We start from the raw sequence: 16752 nt of genomic DNA, 5'->3' as shown, positions 1-16752 counted from the left end.
GATCAACAGAAAACTTGGCCGTAATGTCAGCTATTGAATGGTGACCATCTTTATAAAGATTTAAAATAGCCAATTTTTCAGCTTTAGAATATTTCATTCGAGCCATAGAAAATACTCCCCTTAGATCAACAGATTTTTATTTTTTATCTGTCTACCTAATGGGGAGCATATCAAGATTGATCAAAATGGATTCTTCTCTTATGAATTAGTATATATTTTTTATAAAAAGTTTGATCATTTTCATCCTATGATCTTCCGCAATCGCGCCCTTTAACGGAAGATTATTTAACAGTATTAACATCCTTCTGCAATATCCATGATCAATTACCACCAATTACATTTCAGAATCTTTCTTCATCTATTCAGCCATAGCTGTAACTATAGCTTGTACATCAACCATGTTAGACATATCATGTGTTGCTATGTCAGATGTGCTTGCTGTATCTGAAAGCACTTGTCGAACAGCTTTTTCAAGAAATTGAAATTCCTTGTAAATTTAGAGTACACTCAAAACTTACAAAAGAAAATCCTTTGTTTATGCGGTTTTTCTTGTAAATTTTAAGTTGTATAATAAATAGAACAAGATTTTTTGTATTGGAGTGAATAAAATGAAGTGTACGAAGACACAAAGATAAGTACATTGGGGACATGAATTTGAGTACATAGAGTTATTAATCCACTCAAAACCGCACCAATTCAATCTCTAACTGTTTTGAGATACAAAATCGAGTACATTATAAACAATACAGTCATATAAATTTATCTGTAAACACAAAGGGGAAGGCAATATCTATACCCTCCCCTTTTTCGAACACAACTTATTTTTTTAATCTTCTTGCTTATTTTATAAAAAAGATTGATCATTTTTTGATCCTTAATCAACTAAAGCACCCGTTAGTAAAAAACTTTATATTCAGAAAATATAGCACCTAGAAGAACGATAGCGTAGCAAATAGTCCGCAGATTTTGGACTCTCACCTCTTCCTTTTTTCATCAAAATGAGTCGCCCTGCTGAAACTTTATATTCACGTTGTATTTGACTTTCTTGCCATCCTGCTTCTTTAATTTTGGGATCAATTAGCAAAAAAAACACTTACAAATGGAAGTGTTTTTTAAACAGATTTAAAACGTTTATTTAATATTAAAAGTTTGTTCACCTAATTTATCGCCACCAATACCTTGTGTAGCAATTAATGTTACAGGTGTTTCTAAATCATCTAATTCATAAGCTACTGCATTTTTAACTGTACCATCTTTTTTAATTGTTTCTAATTGAGAATCGAGAAATTGGTCATCTGGAAGTCCACCAACTTCAAGAGTATTGACTGCATTAGGATCATTGTCTTGTACTGCTTCAAATACTGCCGTCCATCCAGTAGTAGGGTCAATCTCTTTATCACTTAAATTAGTTGTTTCATACCAAATTGCAAATACAGGTTTTTCACCATATTCATTTCCTTTTTCACCAGCTTGAATAACTTTAGTTTCTGTAATTTTAATTTTTAAGTCATTTAATTTTGCTTCATTATCTTTGAAATAGAGATCATTATTCGTCTCTTTTTCTTCATTTGTATTTTCTGTAGTTGCTTCTTTATTTGCAGAATCAGAACCATTTTTCGTTCCTTCGTCTTGATTGCCACAACCAGCAATTATAGATAGTGTTAGTGCAGAAATTAGTATTAAAGTTTTTTTCATCATGTTACATTTCTCCTTATGTTTTAATTTGATTATTATTAGTGTAACTTATTTTGTGAATATAGTCCTAATGTTTTCTATATTATTCCACCTTTTTTGTTGTAAGTAATCTCCTGATATTGCACCCAAGAATAGAGTTATCCCATCCTTATCAGAAATCTCTACTTCATAATTGTTATCCTCATAAACCTCTAGGATAGTGCCTACTTGTCCTTTAGTAAACTCATTATTGGGATCATCTTTAATTATCCTTACAACATCATATTGTTTCATATTTTCACCATTTCCCAATTAACCTTGTTAAACTATCCTGCCCGTTAGCTTAAGTACATTTCTTCACAATCCCCATTTCTCTTAATAAGCGTTACTAAACAATCTGGCCCTAAAATGGAAAATGAGCGCTTATCCTTGTTCCAGGATAGCGCCCGATTGTGGAATACTCTAAATGAAAGGTATTTCCTTTCCTTCTACATAGTGCTTTTAAATTTGCTAACGATTCATTAAATCCACCAGAATTCATTGTAACTCTAGTTCCATTATTTTCTTCATCTAACATAAAAGAAATAAGCATTTGTTGTGAATCCAAGTAAAGRGAAAATTTCCGATAAGGATTAATGATTTCAATTGTTAAAGACACGGTAAGCTTCTCTGTTAGATTATTATGAACACTAGGCATTAACGTAAAAAAAACTTTCTCCCCTACATGCAGATTGGGGATTTCCCAAGGTGAACCTGGAGCATACCATTGTGAGAGTTTATTCGCATCCGTTATAGCATTCCAAACGGTTTCTTTTTCCCCATCAATCCAAACAGAACTTATATCTTCTGCGTTCCCCTATCTATTCCTCCTCGTAAAAATTTATGGTTATATATTAACACCTTCAGAAATTAAATCCTTGTTAAATTAACCTATTAACCTGGTCCAATACACGAAAAGAGACACGTTCCTAAATAAACGCGCCCGATTGCTTAAATAAGATACTTAACTAGGTATATTTTATTTCATCATCTCATTATAAATATACAGACTATATAATGCAGGTATCAACAAACCAAGAGCAAGGCAAAAAACAGAACAAACCACCACGCTTATTCCAAAAGAACAAAATTCAATCTTATACTACCAAGCATAATAACGGAAATACGGCAGTCATGAAAAAAGGAAGCTGCCAAAACTTGAATTTGCTTGCTTTATCTAAAATCGTCCCTGGATAATTGTTTACACTTTATACTTCGCTGGAAAACATTTTTCTCAACATTAAGGAGGAAATTTAATTGGAATCAGTGCCATCTACCCAAACGAAGCTACAAGCTCGTGAAGACACGAAAAAAAATGCACTTATTTTCATTGCTGTTATGGCTATTCTTATTGGAACTATTTTTGTGAGTTTATTACAACTTCAGCCACCAATGGTTGTACCAGCTACTGGTTCAGCAAATGAGTTTTCTGCAGAGAGAGCACTCTCCCATTTAAAAGAGTTTGCTGTAAAACCACATCCTCTTGGATCGGTAGAACATGACAGAGTTCGAGACTATCTTGTTCACAGTTTAGAAGAGTTAGGATTAAATCCTGAAATCCGAAAAGCCAATTCTTTAAATAGTGTCGGCAGATGGATAGTAGGCGGCACGGTGGAAAACATTGTTGCCAAAATAGAAGGAACGAACTCTACAAAAGCGATTATGCTCGTTGCACATTATGATTCTGTACCAGGATCAGCAGGTGCAGCCGATGATGGCGCCGGAGTGGCTGCCATCTTAGAAACAGTAAGGGCCTTAAAAGAAATGGCACCTCTTCAAAACGATGTCATAATACTCTTAACAGACGGAGAAGAAAATGGATTACTTGGAGCAAAAGCATTTGTAGAGGGACATCCTTGGGTAAATGATGTGGGATTAGTGTTAAACTTTGAGGCACGGGGAAACGAAGGTCCCTCTTTTATGTTTGAAACAAGTGATAACAATAGTTGGCTAGTTAAGGAGTTTGTTCAAGGTGCTTACACACCTGTCGCTCATTCCTTCCTTTATAGTTTATATAAGCAAATACCAAATGATACTGATTTCAGCGTGTTTAAAGAAGCCGGTCTTAAAGGATTAAACTTTGCCTTTGGTGATGGGGTTAGCCATTATCATACAACCAGCGATAACTTTCAAGAGCTAAGTTTAGAAAGTCTCCAGCATCACGGCGAATATATGTTACATCTTGTCACCCATTTTGGAAACGTCGATCTCACTCAAACTCATGAAGGGAATCAAGTTTTCTTTAACATTTTGGGTTCCAACATGATTACCTACTCAGACAAACTTGTCATTCCGATTATGCTGTTGGCGGTTATTCTTTTTGCCGTTACGGTCGTACATGGATATTGGCTTAAGAAACTATCCCTTCTTGGAACACTTGCAGGTCTTTTTGTTTTCATCGTAGGGATCATCGGGTCTTTTGCCATCGGATCAGGATTATGGTCCGTACTCACCTATATTTTTACGGATCAAGAATGGTTGATGGGAACCAATAAGAATGTTGGCAGTCTTTACTTCATCAGTTTTTCCATTATGATCTTTGCTTTCTTGACGATCCTTTATGGGCTGGCTCATAAAAAAATCAAAACCATTAGCTTAATGATGGGTGCCTTATTTCTTTGGCTAATCCTTTTAGCTGCCTCCAGTTTTCTGCTCCCAGCAGGCAGTTATGTGTTTGCGTGGCCGCTATTATTTGCTCTAATCGGCGTCAATATTTTGATTCGTTTAGATGAGTATTCATGGAAGAGTTATCTCGTTACAGCTGGTTTTGCCATCCCGGCATTTCTTATTCCATCACCAGTTATTTATCTCTTTGAAGGACTCATATCTATGCATATGGCTGGTACGCTCATGGTCCTTGTTTCTCTTTTAGGTGCCATGCTGGTATCTATTTTCACCACCTTAAAAATAAAATTCAATTGGGTGATACCATCCATCTTCTTAGTTACAGGATTATTGGTCATGATCACTAACAGTATCAACCTAAATAACTTGCCGACAGCAGAACATCCACAAGCAAGCGATATTGCTTATTTTATAGATGCAGATTCAAACAAAGCATATTGGGCGGCAAGTCAGCCATTAGATGAATATACATCGAATTATATTAATGAAAATGTGAAGAAAGGCCATACGTCAGAATTCTTTCCTATTTTAAACTGGGATGTAAGTTATACCCAGGCTGATTTATATAGCATGGAAGCACCTAGTGTGACGGTATTATCTGATAAGGTTGAAGGTGCCAAGCGGACAATAGAATACCAATTGAAAACGAATCGCAATGCTGAAGAATTGTTAATGGAGTCTTTTTCAACGATGAATGTATCTCAACTGATCATCAATGGAAAAGAAGTGGAGTTGAAGCAAAAAGAATTCACAAAGGAATCGCCATTTGAATTCAATTACGTTCTAGGTCAAGCCGAAGAGTTACATGTAAAGATAACCGTAAATGCTAAGGATTCCATAGAGTGGATGATAGCCGATCGTTCTTACAGCATTCCAGAATCAAAAGGGGAACGGTCGTCAAAATACAGTACCTATGGGGATAATTCATACATCATGAAAACGATTAAACATTAATGACCATTAAATAAAGGCCGACATATACAATGTTTGATTCTCCAAACTAGTATATGTCGGCCTTTTAATACGATTGACTGCTTGTAAAACATCGGGAGGTATTTGAATGGAAATTAAATAATGAATGCCATTTAAATGGTAAAACTTGAACAATTAAAACTCAATTACTTATTTAATATTTTCAAATGGATTTTTCGGTACATGCTTCTCTTTGTGAAGAAAGTTAAAGAACTCACGTAGCGCACGCAAGCGAGCATTCACCGTAACTACTTTAGCGCCTTTATATTTAAGCAGGTATAAAATTACGTTTTCTTTTATATGCTCTTCTGTTACATGATAAGGCTTAAGGGATCCTACATCTATTTCCTGCTCCTTAAGATAGCTAAGAAAAGTGTTTATTTCACTCCGATAAAATTTGAGCGTGTGGGGTCTAAGATGCGTATTTCGCAGTCTTTTAAAAAGAGGTTGATTGCGTCCTCAAACGTCTCTACATATGTTTTCGTTTTTTTATTAATTTTTGATAATTCACCTTCGTCTATATCGTTGCTACGTCTTGCCATTAACTACTACCTCCTGTATATTGCGTAATATTCGTCGCACACGATTAGAGCACAGTAGTTTACGGTAATTTTGACGCTTAAAACAATAAAAAGCGTCTCCTACCGTAGTAGAAAACGCTTGATATTACGCATATTCTCGCTTATTGAGCGAATAATAAAGTAGTCTTTTCGATAACGATGGTCGGGGTCGAACCGACACTCCTCACGGAACACGATTTTGAGTCACGTTCGCTAATGGAACACCAGCAAATGCAAGTATACTAACGATTGTAAATAGAATGTTATTTTCACTTCACACTACCTATCTTATTTTACGCATGTGACAGTAATTATTCAAGATTGGCATAAATGAATATATACCCTGAAGAATGCTGATTCCCTCGCCTAATAGGGGTCCCACCAACATTTCGCGGAAAACATACGGTAAGACATTTTTTGAAATGAAAAAGCAGGCGTTTTATACGCTAAGGATATTTTTCACCATAAACCCTCGTTTTTGGTGAATTTTAAGATGCAGTTCGTAGCGTGGCTTTCTGCTTCCTTTAAGTTAGTATGGAAAGTTATCTTCTATTATTGTTTTGGTATTGTTCTCCCAGTCTTCTCTTATCATTGCGTACCCAACAGAATCAAATAATTGTCCGCTTTGTCTCCAGGATCTACGGTTATAAGATTCTTTTACAAATCCGCTATTAAAGAACGTTTTTCTCATCGCAAAATTATCATATCTGGTATGACCTTCGATTCTAGTAATATGAGTGTAATTATTGAATACATAAGTACTTAACCAATTAAGGACATGCTTTGCTATTCCTTTCCCTCTAACCTTTTCTTTCAATCGCAGATCGAATAAACATATGGGATCTTCTAAATCAAAAATTCTTATTAAACCAATTTTTGTATGATTATCCATGATCCAAAATGTTTGGTTCCCGTTTTCGTTATAATTTCCGTTGGCTAAATTTTCTCTTATAGACTCCTCAGTAGGATTCTCCTGTCCATGAAAACTCCATGTTTCTGATGTTAAAAATTCTACTAATTCATCAACCATTTTATTTTCAAACTCTAAATATGTGTACATCGTTCTCCCCCTTGAATGGCTACCTTCAATTAATTAAATCCACATATATGAAATTCTTTCACCTATATTATAACGTTTTCTTACTAAACTACCCTTCATCAATTAGTTTAAGTAAAATCTTCACAAGTTTAATGATATTCAAACCCGAATACTCTAATTGACTAAAAAGTTCCTCAACAATCTGGCCCTATTGTTGAACAAAGAAATACTCTACAAAAAAGATCTTTTTATCAAACTTTTTTACAAATTATCAATCTTTATTATAAATGATCAGACTTTTTTATAAATTATCAAACTTTATTTTAAATCCACACTTATTCCATTAAATGGCCCTATTGTGGAATATCATGACTGGTGTTTTTAAACCACATTCTTGTAATTTAATAACTTTTTTTGTAAATGAGATATCTTTATTGAGTTGTCACTCCTACAAAAACTGCTTAAAATGATCACTATTTGCCTTCCATTTAAAGAATGTACTCACTTTTAGTTCCTACTGATTAGACACAAAAGTGAGTACATTAATTTGTGAAATGGTTGATTAATAGGCAATTATAGAGGCCTGAAATGTTCTTACTTTTATGACCTTCTACAGCTAAAAAGGATATCCAGAAAAATATAAGAAGTTAGCAAACTAAAAACCCCTTGGCGTTCAAGGGGTTTCATGTCGCTCGTTTTTATTGGTTATGCATCCATTAAGCTTTTGAAGAAGCTTAATAGATGCATAAAAAAGTAGAGTTTTTTAGATGAAATTCAACTGTTTTTTACAGACCAGATTGTCTTTATGGCTAGTTGGTAGAAATTTCACTACTTGATTTTTCTGTTGATTAAAAAAAGGCAGGGTGTATGTATGTGAATTCTTGTTGTTATGTTACACCCTTACTAATAATTATGATTAAATTGACTAAATATATACCATCCATTGAGCTGGCAAAAAAAATAAAGCTTAGATTAGTAAATTATGCAGAAAAATTCTGTTGGAACCCCTAATTAACCTTGTTGACATAACGGAAGGCATATTAACGTTCTAATTCCCATCGATTTCTCTTTTTGCTTTTACCTTTAACCTTCTGTTGCTGACGTTGTTGGTAGGACCCCTTATAGAACTAACGCACCCGTTAGTTTAAGTGTTATACTTCACAAATTATTAAAAAATATTTAATTCTAGAAATTCATCAGTTTCCATAAAACCAAACTTCTTATACACTGGTCTACCCATTTTTGAAGCCCCAAGCCATATTTGTGAAATACCTGAAATCTTAACTTCATCAACTAATTTAGTTAACAGCTTTGTTGCGATTCCTTGCCCACGATAATTTTCATTAGTATACATATTTGTGATATAAGCCTTTTTTCCAGTCTTATTGGTGTAACAAGGTGGAAATTCATAAAAAATTACTGCACCACAAGCTATAATTTCTTCATTATCTTCCACTAGCCATTGAATTAAAGTACCATCACTTAGTTTATTTTTAAAGAAAACATATAGTTCTCTATCAATATCTATATTAGGTTCTATCCCCTCATCAACTAATTGCTTTTTTCTTAACTCGACCAATTTATCAATATCATCGATATTTGCTTTACGATATTTCAACTTCTCACAACTCCTTTATAAAATTACAACTGACCAGCCCCATAGCATAATTAATTCTCATCATTTTACCATTGATTCTTATTAAACTAAACTGCCATTATGTTATTTACTAACCTGCCCCGTTAGTTAAATTAGAATAGTGGTATTTCAATTCCCATTTATGTCATTGAAGATATATAAACCTACACCCAATATAAAAATAAGAATAAACACAATCCACTTTGTATAATACCAGCCCTTTATTCTATCAATAACCACAAAAAGAGTATTAATAATAATAAGAGATATACCCAAGGATACACCCAATGCTGTCCATATGTTCCTATATTGGATAGGAAGTAATTCAGTTAATAGACAAAAACTTCCCCAAAAAAACAAAATGCCTGGGGGATCTTTTCTTTTATATGTTTCAGTTCTTTTGGGGTATACTTCCATTTATTCTCGGACACCTCAACTATAGTTCCTAAAGTGATAAAGTTCAATTAACTCATATTTTCTTCAACTCTTGCACCTGTTAGTGGACACGGTACTTACATTTAATCACTGTAATTTTATTATATCATCTTAATAAACTAAACTGCCCCGATAGTTGCATAAAGAAAAAGCGCCTTAAAAACAGCTCTGATCTAAAGCTAACGCACCTGTTAGTTSMAYAAGAATATCTTTTAAAAGTAGTCGGGAATATCAAAAGATATGGAGTCAATATCATTTTYWTTTGAATAATACATACAAATACTATCCTTATATTTTTGCTTAGAAGAAGGTATTTCAATAAAATTAAATCTTCTATAAAAGTCTGACCCAATATCGCTATATAAGAAAAAATTATKACAATCTATATTTTGCTCTAATTTGTTTATCACTTCTTCAATTAATATAGAAGCATACCCTTTTTGTCTTAAATGTAAAGGAGTAGCAATTGACCCAATCCCTCTAACAAGTAAGTCTTCTGAAAGATTTAGTTCATAYACTATTAGGGAACTTAATAACTCTTTTGTATCAGTTTCCTCCAGAACATACCATTTCCCCTKTTTGTACTTACTGGAACCCTGACACATCKTTACATATTCTTGAGAAAGCATTCTGTCTCCCCAAACATCATAGCCCATCATATAAACTACTTTCATATCCTTGTCTRTTGCTTCTCTAATTTTTTTCAAWATATCTCTCCTTATGACTGTATTTTCTTATTGATTCACTTCGCCTTTCAAAGTTTAAGTCCTTTTTTTATTGAGCTAACCTGCCCCGTTAGTTCCGTAAGAAAATGAGCTGCCTTAAAGATAGCTCTGATCTTCAGCTAACGCACCTGTAAGTTGAAGAAATAATAGTCAATAGCTATCCAATAAAAGAGTAATGCACTAATAAACCAAATTAAGTAGTCCTTACGCTTTTTTTCTCTAACTATAAAATTTTCTATGCCAATTAATAGGACTCCTGTTCCAAGCATAAGGTACATAATTGCAGAATAGCTCCAATAATTATCAATATTATTCCTCACTAAAAACCAAGCAAATACTACACCAACAAATACAGTTAATTGTGCATACATAAGAGGTTTAACTCTACGTTCAGCTTTTTCAAAGAACAAGCTCATAATTTTTTTAAAAAAAGAATTCATATATTTGCCCCCGAAGACCATTTTATTTACGCTTTCTCATGAAAATTCTAACATTAATTATTACATCCACAGAAGGTAATATGTACCTCTTATGCAACTAACCTGCCCCTTTAGTTCACTAAGAATCGCTATTTACATTGAAGGTAGATATACTCTCCATTCTTTCCAAGCTTTAAGATAGCCACTTAAGTCATGTGGGTGAACCCTAATACAAATGCCTATACGTGTGTATAATTGAAAAATAACTTCCTCCAAAAGCCTTTCTATATTAAAGGGGACATCTTGAGTCAATAATGAGAAAGATGACAACAGCGTCTCTAAATTTAAATCGTCTGGAGAAGAGCAAAAAGCATACGTAAAATCATAAATTTTTGGACCGATTAATGGCATAGGGTCAATAACCCCATTTAATATACAAAATTATGAACACCAGCATCTCCATGAAGGTAATACTTCTCTTCTTGATGTTCGTATGTTTTCAATTTTTTAACCAATAACTCTACTTTTTTATGATCCTCACTTGGTAATAAATCGCCTATATCCTCATGGGCGAATTCCAAACTACTTAAATTGAAGTCCGCCCATGAATTTCTATGTATTCCATTTACTCTTCCCCAGTTTTCTTTGTTTACTTTTTTGTATTTATTTAATAGTTCCTTAATTAAAATAGTCATCCATTCTATTTTAGAACCTCGGTTAAAATGAGTTTCTCCAGAAATATAAGAGTATACTATAAATTCTTTTTTCTCGTCTGTATAAAGTACATTGGGTAACAAATTTACATCTTTATAAGTAAGGAGAAAAGCCTCTGTTGCAGCTATTAATTTAGGTTTGTCCATTTTGATGACATATTTTGGTACCCTATTATTATGTAGAGTATATAGAATTCCATTTGTAGTACCACTTTTTAATTTCTTTATGTCTATATCATCATTTTTTATTATTCCTTGGTTTATAAGACCATAAATAATTTCATTTATTTTCCCCATTTATTTAGTCCTCTCGATTAATTTTGGTAAGTCTTTATACTATGTAAGTTCGCTCTTCTTATGGAACTAACCTGCCCCGATAGTTGCATAAGAAAAGGAGCTGCTGATCAGCTCCTGGTAATGAAGTAAAGCACCTGTTAGTTGAAGAACAAAAAATAGTCAGAACTTAGATAATACTTGGTTAAGGTTATTCCATTCGTATATAAGAAGATTCAATTCAGCACCTGCAATTGTTATTTTTTCTGATTTAAGTAAGTTAGCATCGTAATACTCATAGAAATAACGGGTTTTATTGTCTTCTAATACTTCAACAAAAACTCTATTGAAACCGAGTTCTTCAAATTGAAGAAAAAGTTGTTTCAATAGTTGCTTTCCAACCCCTTTTCCTTGATATTCTTTAAGGAGATAAATAGATGTTAAATCACCAGAATTATTGACATTATTATTTTCTCTTTTTCCGCAATCTGCAAATCCTACGATTTCTCCCTCATTATTTTCTGCGACAAAGACATAATTTCCTTTTTTGGAGATATTACGATTCCACAAGTCAGTTCGTTCGTCATATGATAATTTCTTTAAAAACTCATCTGGAATAATGTTTTTATAAGTAGATTTCCAACTATCAACGTGTACTTTTGCAATACCTTTTGCATCTGCAAACGTAGCTTTTCTTATATACATTGAATTCACCTCTTATGAAAATATAAAGATCAAAGTATATATTCCATTTAATTACAAATAATACTCTTCTTATTAAACTAAACTGCCCCTTTAGTTCTATAAGAAAAGCGATTCTTATAAAAGAATCGCTCCCGATTGCGGAAAATTTGTAACTTCCTTTTATATGTTGATCCAAAGAAAGTAACTGAATTATTGGTTTAAATCCATATATTATTTTCAGCAGTTAGTTTAAAATTAGTTTCACCAGTGTTGACTACACCTTTAGGCTCTACCAGCATTATATGGCATTCCTTTTCAGCATAAGGCTTATGCTCCACACCTTTTGGTATCACATACATTTCTCCTTTGGAAAGTTTAACCTCTCCATCGCGGAATGCGATGGACATCTCGCCGTCTATCACGATGAATGCCTCATCGGTGTCTTTATGATCGTGCCATACAAAATCCCCCAGAATCTTAACTAACTTAAACTGATAGTCATTCATTTCACCTATGACTTTGGGCGACCAGTGTTCACTGAATTTGGACAGTTTCTCGCTTAGATTAATAGCATTATAATTGATATAAATCCCCCCAGAACTATTCTTACCTTTATTTTACAACTCCCATAGATTAATTACTATTTTGATTAAGATCTCAAAAGTTTCTGCTGATCTTCCACAAAATGGCCAATTGTTGAACAAAGATCAAACAGCACTCCTGAACTAACCTGCCCCGTTAGTTCCATAAGAAAATGAGGTATCAAAGCAACTCCCTTATTGAAGTAAAGCACCTTTTAGTTTAAGTGTATTTATTCATAAACTTCGTTAGTTTTGCATTATGAAAAAGGTAGATCTAAATCTCTGTTCATTCATTACAGTAATGATGCCTCTTTTAACAGCATTAGAAGTTTCAGGAGCTTCGTTCAGCTCCTGAAACTTCTAATGCACCCATTAATCCAAAAACAAGCAAAACAATTAATGATTACTTAACTGGTCTAATAAAATTGCAATAAACACTGCTATAATGTGACCTATTGCAATAATGGCAAAATGATAACCCTCTAATCCATCAAATATTTGAAAAGCTATTGGAAATAAGATAGTTACAATCCCGAAAATTATAATTATTAAACCTATCCAATTAGCTAATTTTGCTTCGTTTTTAGGAAAAAAGGTGTTGTTATAGCCTGCAATAAATGTTGTTGTTCCCTTTTTCTTCATTATAAATCCTATATAGATAAATAAAATACCTAAAGCAACTACACACAATGATATTAAAAGCATTATTCTATATTCCTCCCATAATCCACATCCCTTATATCCAAATTATAACATTATCTCTTGAACTCCCTCAGTAATATTCCCAAATCCTTAATTTAATAAATTTATAATTACCATTTCACGCTAACTTTGTTAAAAATAATATCTCCCTTATGGAACTAAACTACCCCTTTAGTTGCATAACAAAAAGGTTGCTTCAGCAACCTCACTTAATGAACTAAAGCACCCGTTAGTTCTATAAGAAAAGCGAAACTTCTTCAAGAATCGCGCCCTTTAATTGAATAACTAAAATCTGACCTCACTTATAAAATCACTTAATTCTTACTACAGATTCGTACCTACTAATAATACGATATTAAACTGTAAGACTCTAAAAACAAAAGCACTGACTACACACTGCTTTTGTTTACGTATGATATATCTTGTTCTTATGAGTATTTCTTGAAAGATTCTATTATTAGTAATTCGCATAAATCTTCATAACTTATTTGATTAGCATGGGCTTCTTTAGGTAATAAACTAGTTTGCGTCATACCAGGTAGAGAATTCGCTTCAATACAATAAATTACATTATCCTGATCAACAATAAAGTCAATTCTAGAATAGACTTTTAATCCTAATAAATTATGTACTTTTAACGCCGTGTTTTGTAATTCTTCAGCTAGACTATTTGGAATATTTGCAGGAGATATTTCTTCACTTGCACCTTCTTGATACTTACTTTGGTAATCGAAGAAACCTTTCTTAGGAATAATTTCTATAACAGGTAAAGCAGCATTTCCAATTATGCCAACAGAAAACTCTCTACCATCTATTTTTTCTTCTATTAGAATAGTATTTGAAATATCCTTTATTTCTTCTAATGCTTTATGAAGTTCATCAGAATTATTAAGAATTACCACTCCTATACTAGAACCGTTGTCATTTGGCTTGAAAACTACTGGATAATTAATTTCTGGTAATTCTTTATCGAAATTATAAATATCCCATTTTGGCGTTTTTATTCCATTAAAGGCCATTAATTCTTTTGAAATTATTTTATTCATCGCTAATAGACTGCCCTCATAGGAACTACCAGTATATTGAATACCGTATATATCGAATAAGGCCTGTAATTGCCCATTTTCACCAATTCCACCATGAAGAGCAAGGAAGCAAATATCGGCATCTTGACAAATTTCTAACACATTAGGACCAATTAAAGACTTTTGATTATTTTGCTGTTTTCGTAATACTTCCAAATTAGGTTTTTCTTTAGGCACATTATAAGTATATGTTTCTTTTCTATATTTTTTATAAGCTGATTCAAAATCAGAAACATCTTGTAAACCTTTATAAATATCTAGTAATAATACATCATGATTTTTTGAAACTAAAGCATTAGAAATTTGAGCACCAGAAGCAAGAGAAACATCCCTTTCATCACTTAATCCGCCAGCTAATACAACTATTCTCATTTTTTACCTCCTGTGACGATTATTTACTATTAATTATATAGTTCATCTCATTCATTATATATTAAGAATGGAAATGGAAAAAGTTTCATAAGACACTTATGTCTTATTTCGGATAAACTTTGCACCAGTCCTTATTGAACTAAACTGCCCCGTTAGTTGCATAAGAACAAGGCTGCCTCAGCAACTTTCTTATTGAAGTAAAACACCTGTTATCTTTTAATAATTCACAGAAATTGAAAAGAGTAATAAGAAAGCTAAAACAACTATAATAACTACTTTTGATAATTTTATTAGCTTTACACTTTCAAATGTCTTATTTAATAAATAAAAGAAACCTATTACCCATATTCCGTCTTGAAAAAAGTAGCACTAATATTTCTAATCATATTTGAATAAAAGTATAAATCCACAGCGTTCCCCTCTCGTATATTAGAAGTATAACAATTGTTTCTAATTCTTATTGTCCTTCTAGCTAGCCTTGTCCAACAAGGGCATAATTTTTTTCATAATCCTTATATGAAAATATCATTTTTTTTAAAAAATATTCATAAATACTTACAAATAATAAAAATAATGCTATTGTTGGAGAGTAAATACAAGTAAGGATGGTTTCATGAAACGAATTGACGTTGTTTTGCTATTTATGGTTGTAATTATCTCTGCATTACTGTTTATTCTTCTTCAAGGAAAATTATCTAACAACTATATAGTTTTAGTGATTTTTGGGTTTGGATTAGTTGTTGGTGGTTTGGTTAGGGTTTTCAAAAAAGGCACCTAATTAGCCCAATGAAGTCTATTATGTTGGATAAATCAACCTACAAACCAAATTAACCCCTTAGGTACTAATGAACTTTCAGTACCTAGGGAGTCTTGTGGGAATTTACAAAGAGGTTGATGTTTGAGAGATATCATGAAAACAAATAAAGGAGAGCACATATTAACCATGGATAATATGTGCTCTCCTTTTATCTTTTAATGAACTAACGCACCCGTTAGTTCATTAAGGAAGGAATAGCAGTTTAATGGTATCGAAACCAAACAAACCATCCTTTTTCCTTACTTTTAGCTAAAAATATTTGACCTTGGGCTAAGTTAGCTCCAGGTGCTTTGGGGAAATCTAAACGTACAAGCCATGATTTTTCAGCAATTTCTTTGCCACAAAAGGTCTTTGCCATTCCAAAATAGTCTTCATCATCTTTATTGCCAACTGTTTTGGGAAAAGGTTTGGCAGTTACTACATCCCACTTAGTATACATGTCAGGAAAATCATCTAATCCAGTTCCATAAGTTTTTGGTATTAAAGTATTTAACGCTTCTATTACCTCTTTTTTATCCGTAATCGATGTTTTCTCTAATTCACTTAACACAGGACATTCTTTAGGTTGTGCGTATCCTTGAATTGAACCAAAAAACAACATCGGAATGGTAATAATCAATATATATAGCATTTTCATAAAACTCACCTCAGAAGTTATCTTTCCTAATTTTAAGAAAAATAGTCCAGTTTTTGAGGTGTAATAGCTCAATTTTATTCAACTAATCTGCCCCTTTAGTTCATTAAGCAAAAAGGCYACCAAATGGCAGCCCCGGTTCTCAACTAACGCACCCGATAGTTCAACAACATACTCTTTCGTAAAAGAAAAATGAATCGGGCGGCTTTTTGGGGTTCGATTTCCCAAAAGGGTGCCCTAAAGCTTCTGTCCCACTAGCTTTATTCTGCCCTAACTACGCTTTCGAAWTTACYTTTGTGGGATCCGTCACAAAAAGGTTTATTATCGGAAAGTCCACATCTRCATARGGAAAARGYTTCTTTTKTTTCAATTTTATTMCCTTYACCATCGACTARCTCTACATTCCCTGATACACGTAATGAACCATTATCATTAACTTTRATAGTAGCTATAATAAATCACCTCTTTTTTAAAACATTTTTGCCAWGGGGGAATAACTTTAAACGATAAATAAGTTCTACTTCCTCAATATTATTTGATTGACATCCTGCAATTACCAAAAGAAGAAGTGTTATACCAATAAAAACACACCACATTTTATYGCCCTCCCCCTTATTTTTAGMRGATATTACTKTAAAAAGTTCCAAAAACCTTATTCTACTAACCTGATCCTTTAGCTGCATAAGAAAAAGCAATCCTTCTTAATGAAGAATCGCACCCGTTAGTTAAGGAATCGACTTTTTTTACTTCTTCTTAATGAACTAACG

At 33.0% G+C, this 16752-nt stretch carries 19 protein-coding genes and 1 pseudogene; 3 read left to right on the top strand and 17 right to left on the bottom strand.

Translation table 11 applies throughout. The features are described 5' to 3' along the window. Positions 1 to 1131: 1131 nt before the first annotated feature. From AC1DUW_RS11685 to AC1DUW_RS11675, 3 genes are all read right to left on the bottom strand, one after another. Complete coding sequence (locus AC1DUW_RS11685; RefSeq protein WP_477642578.1) at positions 1132 to 1698, bottom strand: DUF5067 domain-containing protein; 567 nt, start codon at positions 1696 to 1698, stop codon at positions 1132 to 1134. A 45-nt stretch (positions 1699 to 1743) separates the two neighbouring features. After that, the gene (locus AC1DUW_RS11680) at positions 1744 to 1986 is read right to left on the bottom strand and encodes a DUF4926 domain-containing protein (RefSeq protein WP_477642577.1); all 243 of its coding nucleotides are present in this window, start codon (positions 1984 to 1986) and stop codon (positions 1744 to 1746) included. Positions 1987 to 2077: 91 nt separating this feature from the next. Beyond that, the gene (locus AC1DUW_RS11675; protein ID WP_477642582.1) at positions 2078 to 2500 is read right to left on the bottom strand and encodes an SRPBCC family protein; all 423 of its coding nucleotides are present in this window, start codon (positions 2498 to 2500) and stop codon (positions 2078 to 2080) included. Between the two features lie 260 nt (positions 2501 to 2760). Here AC1DUW_RS11675 and AC1DUW_RS11670 point away from each other — a divergent pair. Further along, positions 2761 to 2850 (top strand): annotated as a pseudogene (locus tag AC1DUW_RS11670) (RNA-guided endonuclease TnpB family protein); the annotation flags it as partial. A 129-nt stretch (positions 2851 to 2979) separates the two neighbouring features. Next, complete coding sequence (locus AC1DUW_RS11665) at positions 2980 to 5292, top strand: M20/M25/M40 family metallo-hydrolase (protein WP_477642581.1); 2313 nt, start codon at positions 2980 to 2982, stop codon at positions 5290 to 5292. 168 nt (positions 5293 to 5460) lie between these two features. Here AC1DUW_RS11665 and AC1DUW_RS11660 read toward each other — a convergent pair whose 3' ends face one another. The 12 genes from AC1DUW_RS11660 to AC1DUW_RS11605 all read right to left on the bottom strand — a co-directional run bounded on the left by AC1DUW_RS11660 (position 5461) and on the right by AC1DUW_RS11605 (position 14534). Further along, a complete protein-coding gene (locus tag AC1DUW_RS11660) occupies positions 5461 to 5691 on the bottom strand; it encodes a hypothetical protein (protein ID WP_477642580.1) in 231 nt (76 codons plus the stop codon). Then, positions 5688 to 5852: a hypothetical protein gene (locus tag AC1DUW_RS11655; RefSeq protein WP_477642576.1), complete on the bottom strand. Its 165-nt coding sequence runs from the start codon at positions 5850 to 5852 to the stop codon at positions 5688 to 5690. The genes AC1DUW_RS11660 and AC1DUW_RS11655 overlap by 4 nt, the downstream gene beginning before the upstream one ends. A 547-nt stretch (positions 5853 to 6399) precedes the next feature. Further along, the gene (locus AC1DUW_RS11650) at positions 6400 to 6930 is read right to left on the bottom strand and encodes a GNAT family N-acetyltransferase (protein ID WP_477642575.1); all 531 of its coding nucleotides are present in this window, start codon (positions 6928 to 6930) and stop codon (positions 6400 to 6402) included. Between the two features lie 1147 nt (positions 6931 to 8077). Further along, positions 8078 to 8527, bottom strand: coding sequence for a GNAT family N-acetyltransferase (locus AC1DUW_RS11645; protein WP_201183769.1), 450 nt, complete (start codon positions 8525 to 8527; stop codon positions 8078 to 8080). Between the two features lie 665 nt (positions 8528 to 9192). Then, positions 9193 to 9687 (bottom strand): hypothetical protein, encoded by a 495-nt coding sequence (locus AC1DUW_RS11640; protein WP_477642574.1) that lies wholly within the window; start codon positions 9685 to 9687, stop codon positions 9193 to 9195. 137 nt (positions 9688 to 9824) lie between these two features. Then, positions 9825 to 10145, bottom strand: coding sequence for a hypothetical protein (locus AC1DUW_RS11635; RefSeq protein ID WP_056530411.1), 321 nt, complete (start codon positions 10143 to 10145; stop codon positions 9825 to 9827). A 132-nt stretch (positions 10146 to 10277) separates the two neighbouring features. Then, positions 10278 to 10535, bottom strand: a complete 258-nt coding sequence (locus AC1DUW_RS11630; RefSeq protein WP_477642573.1) for a hypothetical protein — start codon at positions 10533 to 10535, stop codon at positions 10278 to 10280. A 17-nt stretch (positions 10536 to 10552) separates the two neighbouring features. Then, a complete protein-coding gene (locus AC1DUW_RS11625; RefSeq protein ID WP_477642572.1) occupies positions 10553 to 11134 on the bottom strand; it encodes a hypothetical protein in 582 nt (193 codons plus the stop codon). A gap of 159 nt (positions 11135 to 11293) precedes the next feature. Further along, positions 11294 to 11815, bottom strand: a complete 522-nt coding sequence (locus AC1DUW_RS11620) for a GNAT family N-acetyltransferase (RefSeq protein ID WP_410864174.1) — start codon at positions 11813 to 11815, stop codon at positions 11294 to 11296. 197 nt (positions 11816 to 12012) lie between these two features. Next, on the bottom strand, positions 12013 to 12378 hold the full coding sequence (locus AC1DUW_RS11615) for a cupin domain-containing protein (RefSeq protein ID WP_034304537.1): 366 nt from the start codon (positions 12376 to 12378) through the stop codon (positions 12013 to 12015). Between the two features lie 393 nt (positions 12379 to 12771). Beyond that, a complete protein-coding gene (locus tag AC1DUW_RS11610; RefSeq protein WP_410863988.1) occupies positions 12772 to 13080 on the bottom strand; it encodes a DUF3784 domain-containing protein in 309 nt (102 codons plus the stop codon). Between the two features lie 425 nt (positions 13081 to 13505). After that, positions 13506 to 14534, bottom strand: coding sequence for a D-alanine--D-alanine ligase family protein (locus tag AC1DUW_RS11605; RefSeq protein ID WP_477642571.1), 1029 nt, complete (start codon positions 14532 to 14534; stop codon positions 13506 to 13508). A 613-nt stretch (positions 14535 to 15147) separates the two neighbouring features. On the opposite strand from AC1DUW_RS11605, the gene AC1DUW_RS11600 reads away from it, so the two are divergent. Next, entirely contained in the window at positions 15148 to 15312 is a 165-nt protein-coding gene (locus AC1DUW_RS11600) for a hypothetical protein (RefSeq protein WP_477642570.1), read from the top strand. A gap of 241 nt (positions 15313 to 15553) precedes the next feature. Here the strand turns inward: AC1DUW_RS11600 and AC1DUW_RS11595 are convergent, their stop codons facing one another. Then, complete coding sequence (locus AC1DUW_RS11595) at positions 15554 to 15988, bottom strand: hypothetical protein (protein ID WP_477642569.1); 435 nt, start codon at positions 15986 to 15988, stop codon at positions 15554 to 15556. 257 nt (positions 15989 to 16245) lie between these two features. Next, positions 16246 to 16440, bottom strand: coding sequence for a CDGSH iron-sulfur domain-containing protein (locus AC1DUW_RS11590; RefSeq protein ID WP_477642579.1), 195 nt, complete (start codon positions 16438 to 16440; stop codon positions 16246 to 16248). Positions 16441 to 16752: the final 312 nt, after the last annotated feature.

The organism is Peribacillus sp. P4_C12 (assembly GCF_056402095.1).
This window is presented reverse-complemented; position numbering and strand designations above follow the sequence as displayed.

Coding starts and splice junctions, on each gene's coding strand:
- AC1DUW_RS11685 (WP_477642578.1), bottom strand. CDS start 1,698: ATGATGAAAAAAACTTTAATACTAATTTCTGCACTAACACTATCTATA.
- AC1DUW_RS11655 (WP_477642576.1), bottom strand. CDS start 5,852: ATGGCAAGACGTAGCAACGATATAGACGAAGGTGAATTATCAAAAATT.
- AC1DUW_RS11650 (WP_477642575.1), bottom strand. CDS start 6,930: ATGTACACATATTTAGAGTTTGAAAATAAAATGGTTGATGAATTAGTA.
- AC1DUW_RS11635 (WP_056530411.1), bottom strand. CDS start 10,145: ATGAATTCTTTTTTTAAAAAAATTATGAGCTTGTTCTTTGAAAAAGCT.
- AC1DUW_RS11630 (WP_477642573.1), bottom strand. CDS start 10,535: ATGCCATTAATCGGTCCAAAAATTTATGATTTTACGTATGCTTTTTGC.
- AC1DUW_RS11625 (WP_477642572.1), bottom strand. CDS start 11,134: ATGGGGAAAATAAATGAAATTATTTATGGTCTTATAAACCAAGGAATA.
- AC1DUW_RS11620 (WP_410864174.1), bottom strand. CDS start 11,815: ATGTATATAAGAAAAGCTACGTTTGCAGATGCAAAAGGTATTGCAAAA.
- AC1DUW_RS11610 (WP_410863988.1), bottom strand. CDS start 13,080: ATGCTTTTAATATCATTGTGTGTAGTTGCTTTAGGTATTTTATTTATC.
- AC1DUW_RS11605 (WP_477642571.1), bottom strand. CDS start 14,534: ATGAGAATAGTTGTATTAGCTGGCGGATTAAGTGATGAAAGGGATGTT.
- AC1DUW_RS11600 (WP_477642570.1), top strand. CDS start 15,148: ATGAAACGAATTGACGTTGTTTTGCTATTTATGGTTGTAATTATCTCT.
- AC1DUW_RS11595 (WP_477642569.1), bottom strand. CDS start 15,988: ATGAAAATGCTATATATATTGATTATTACCATTCCGATGTTGTTTTTT.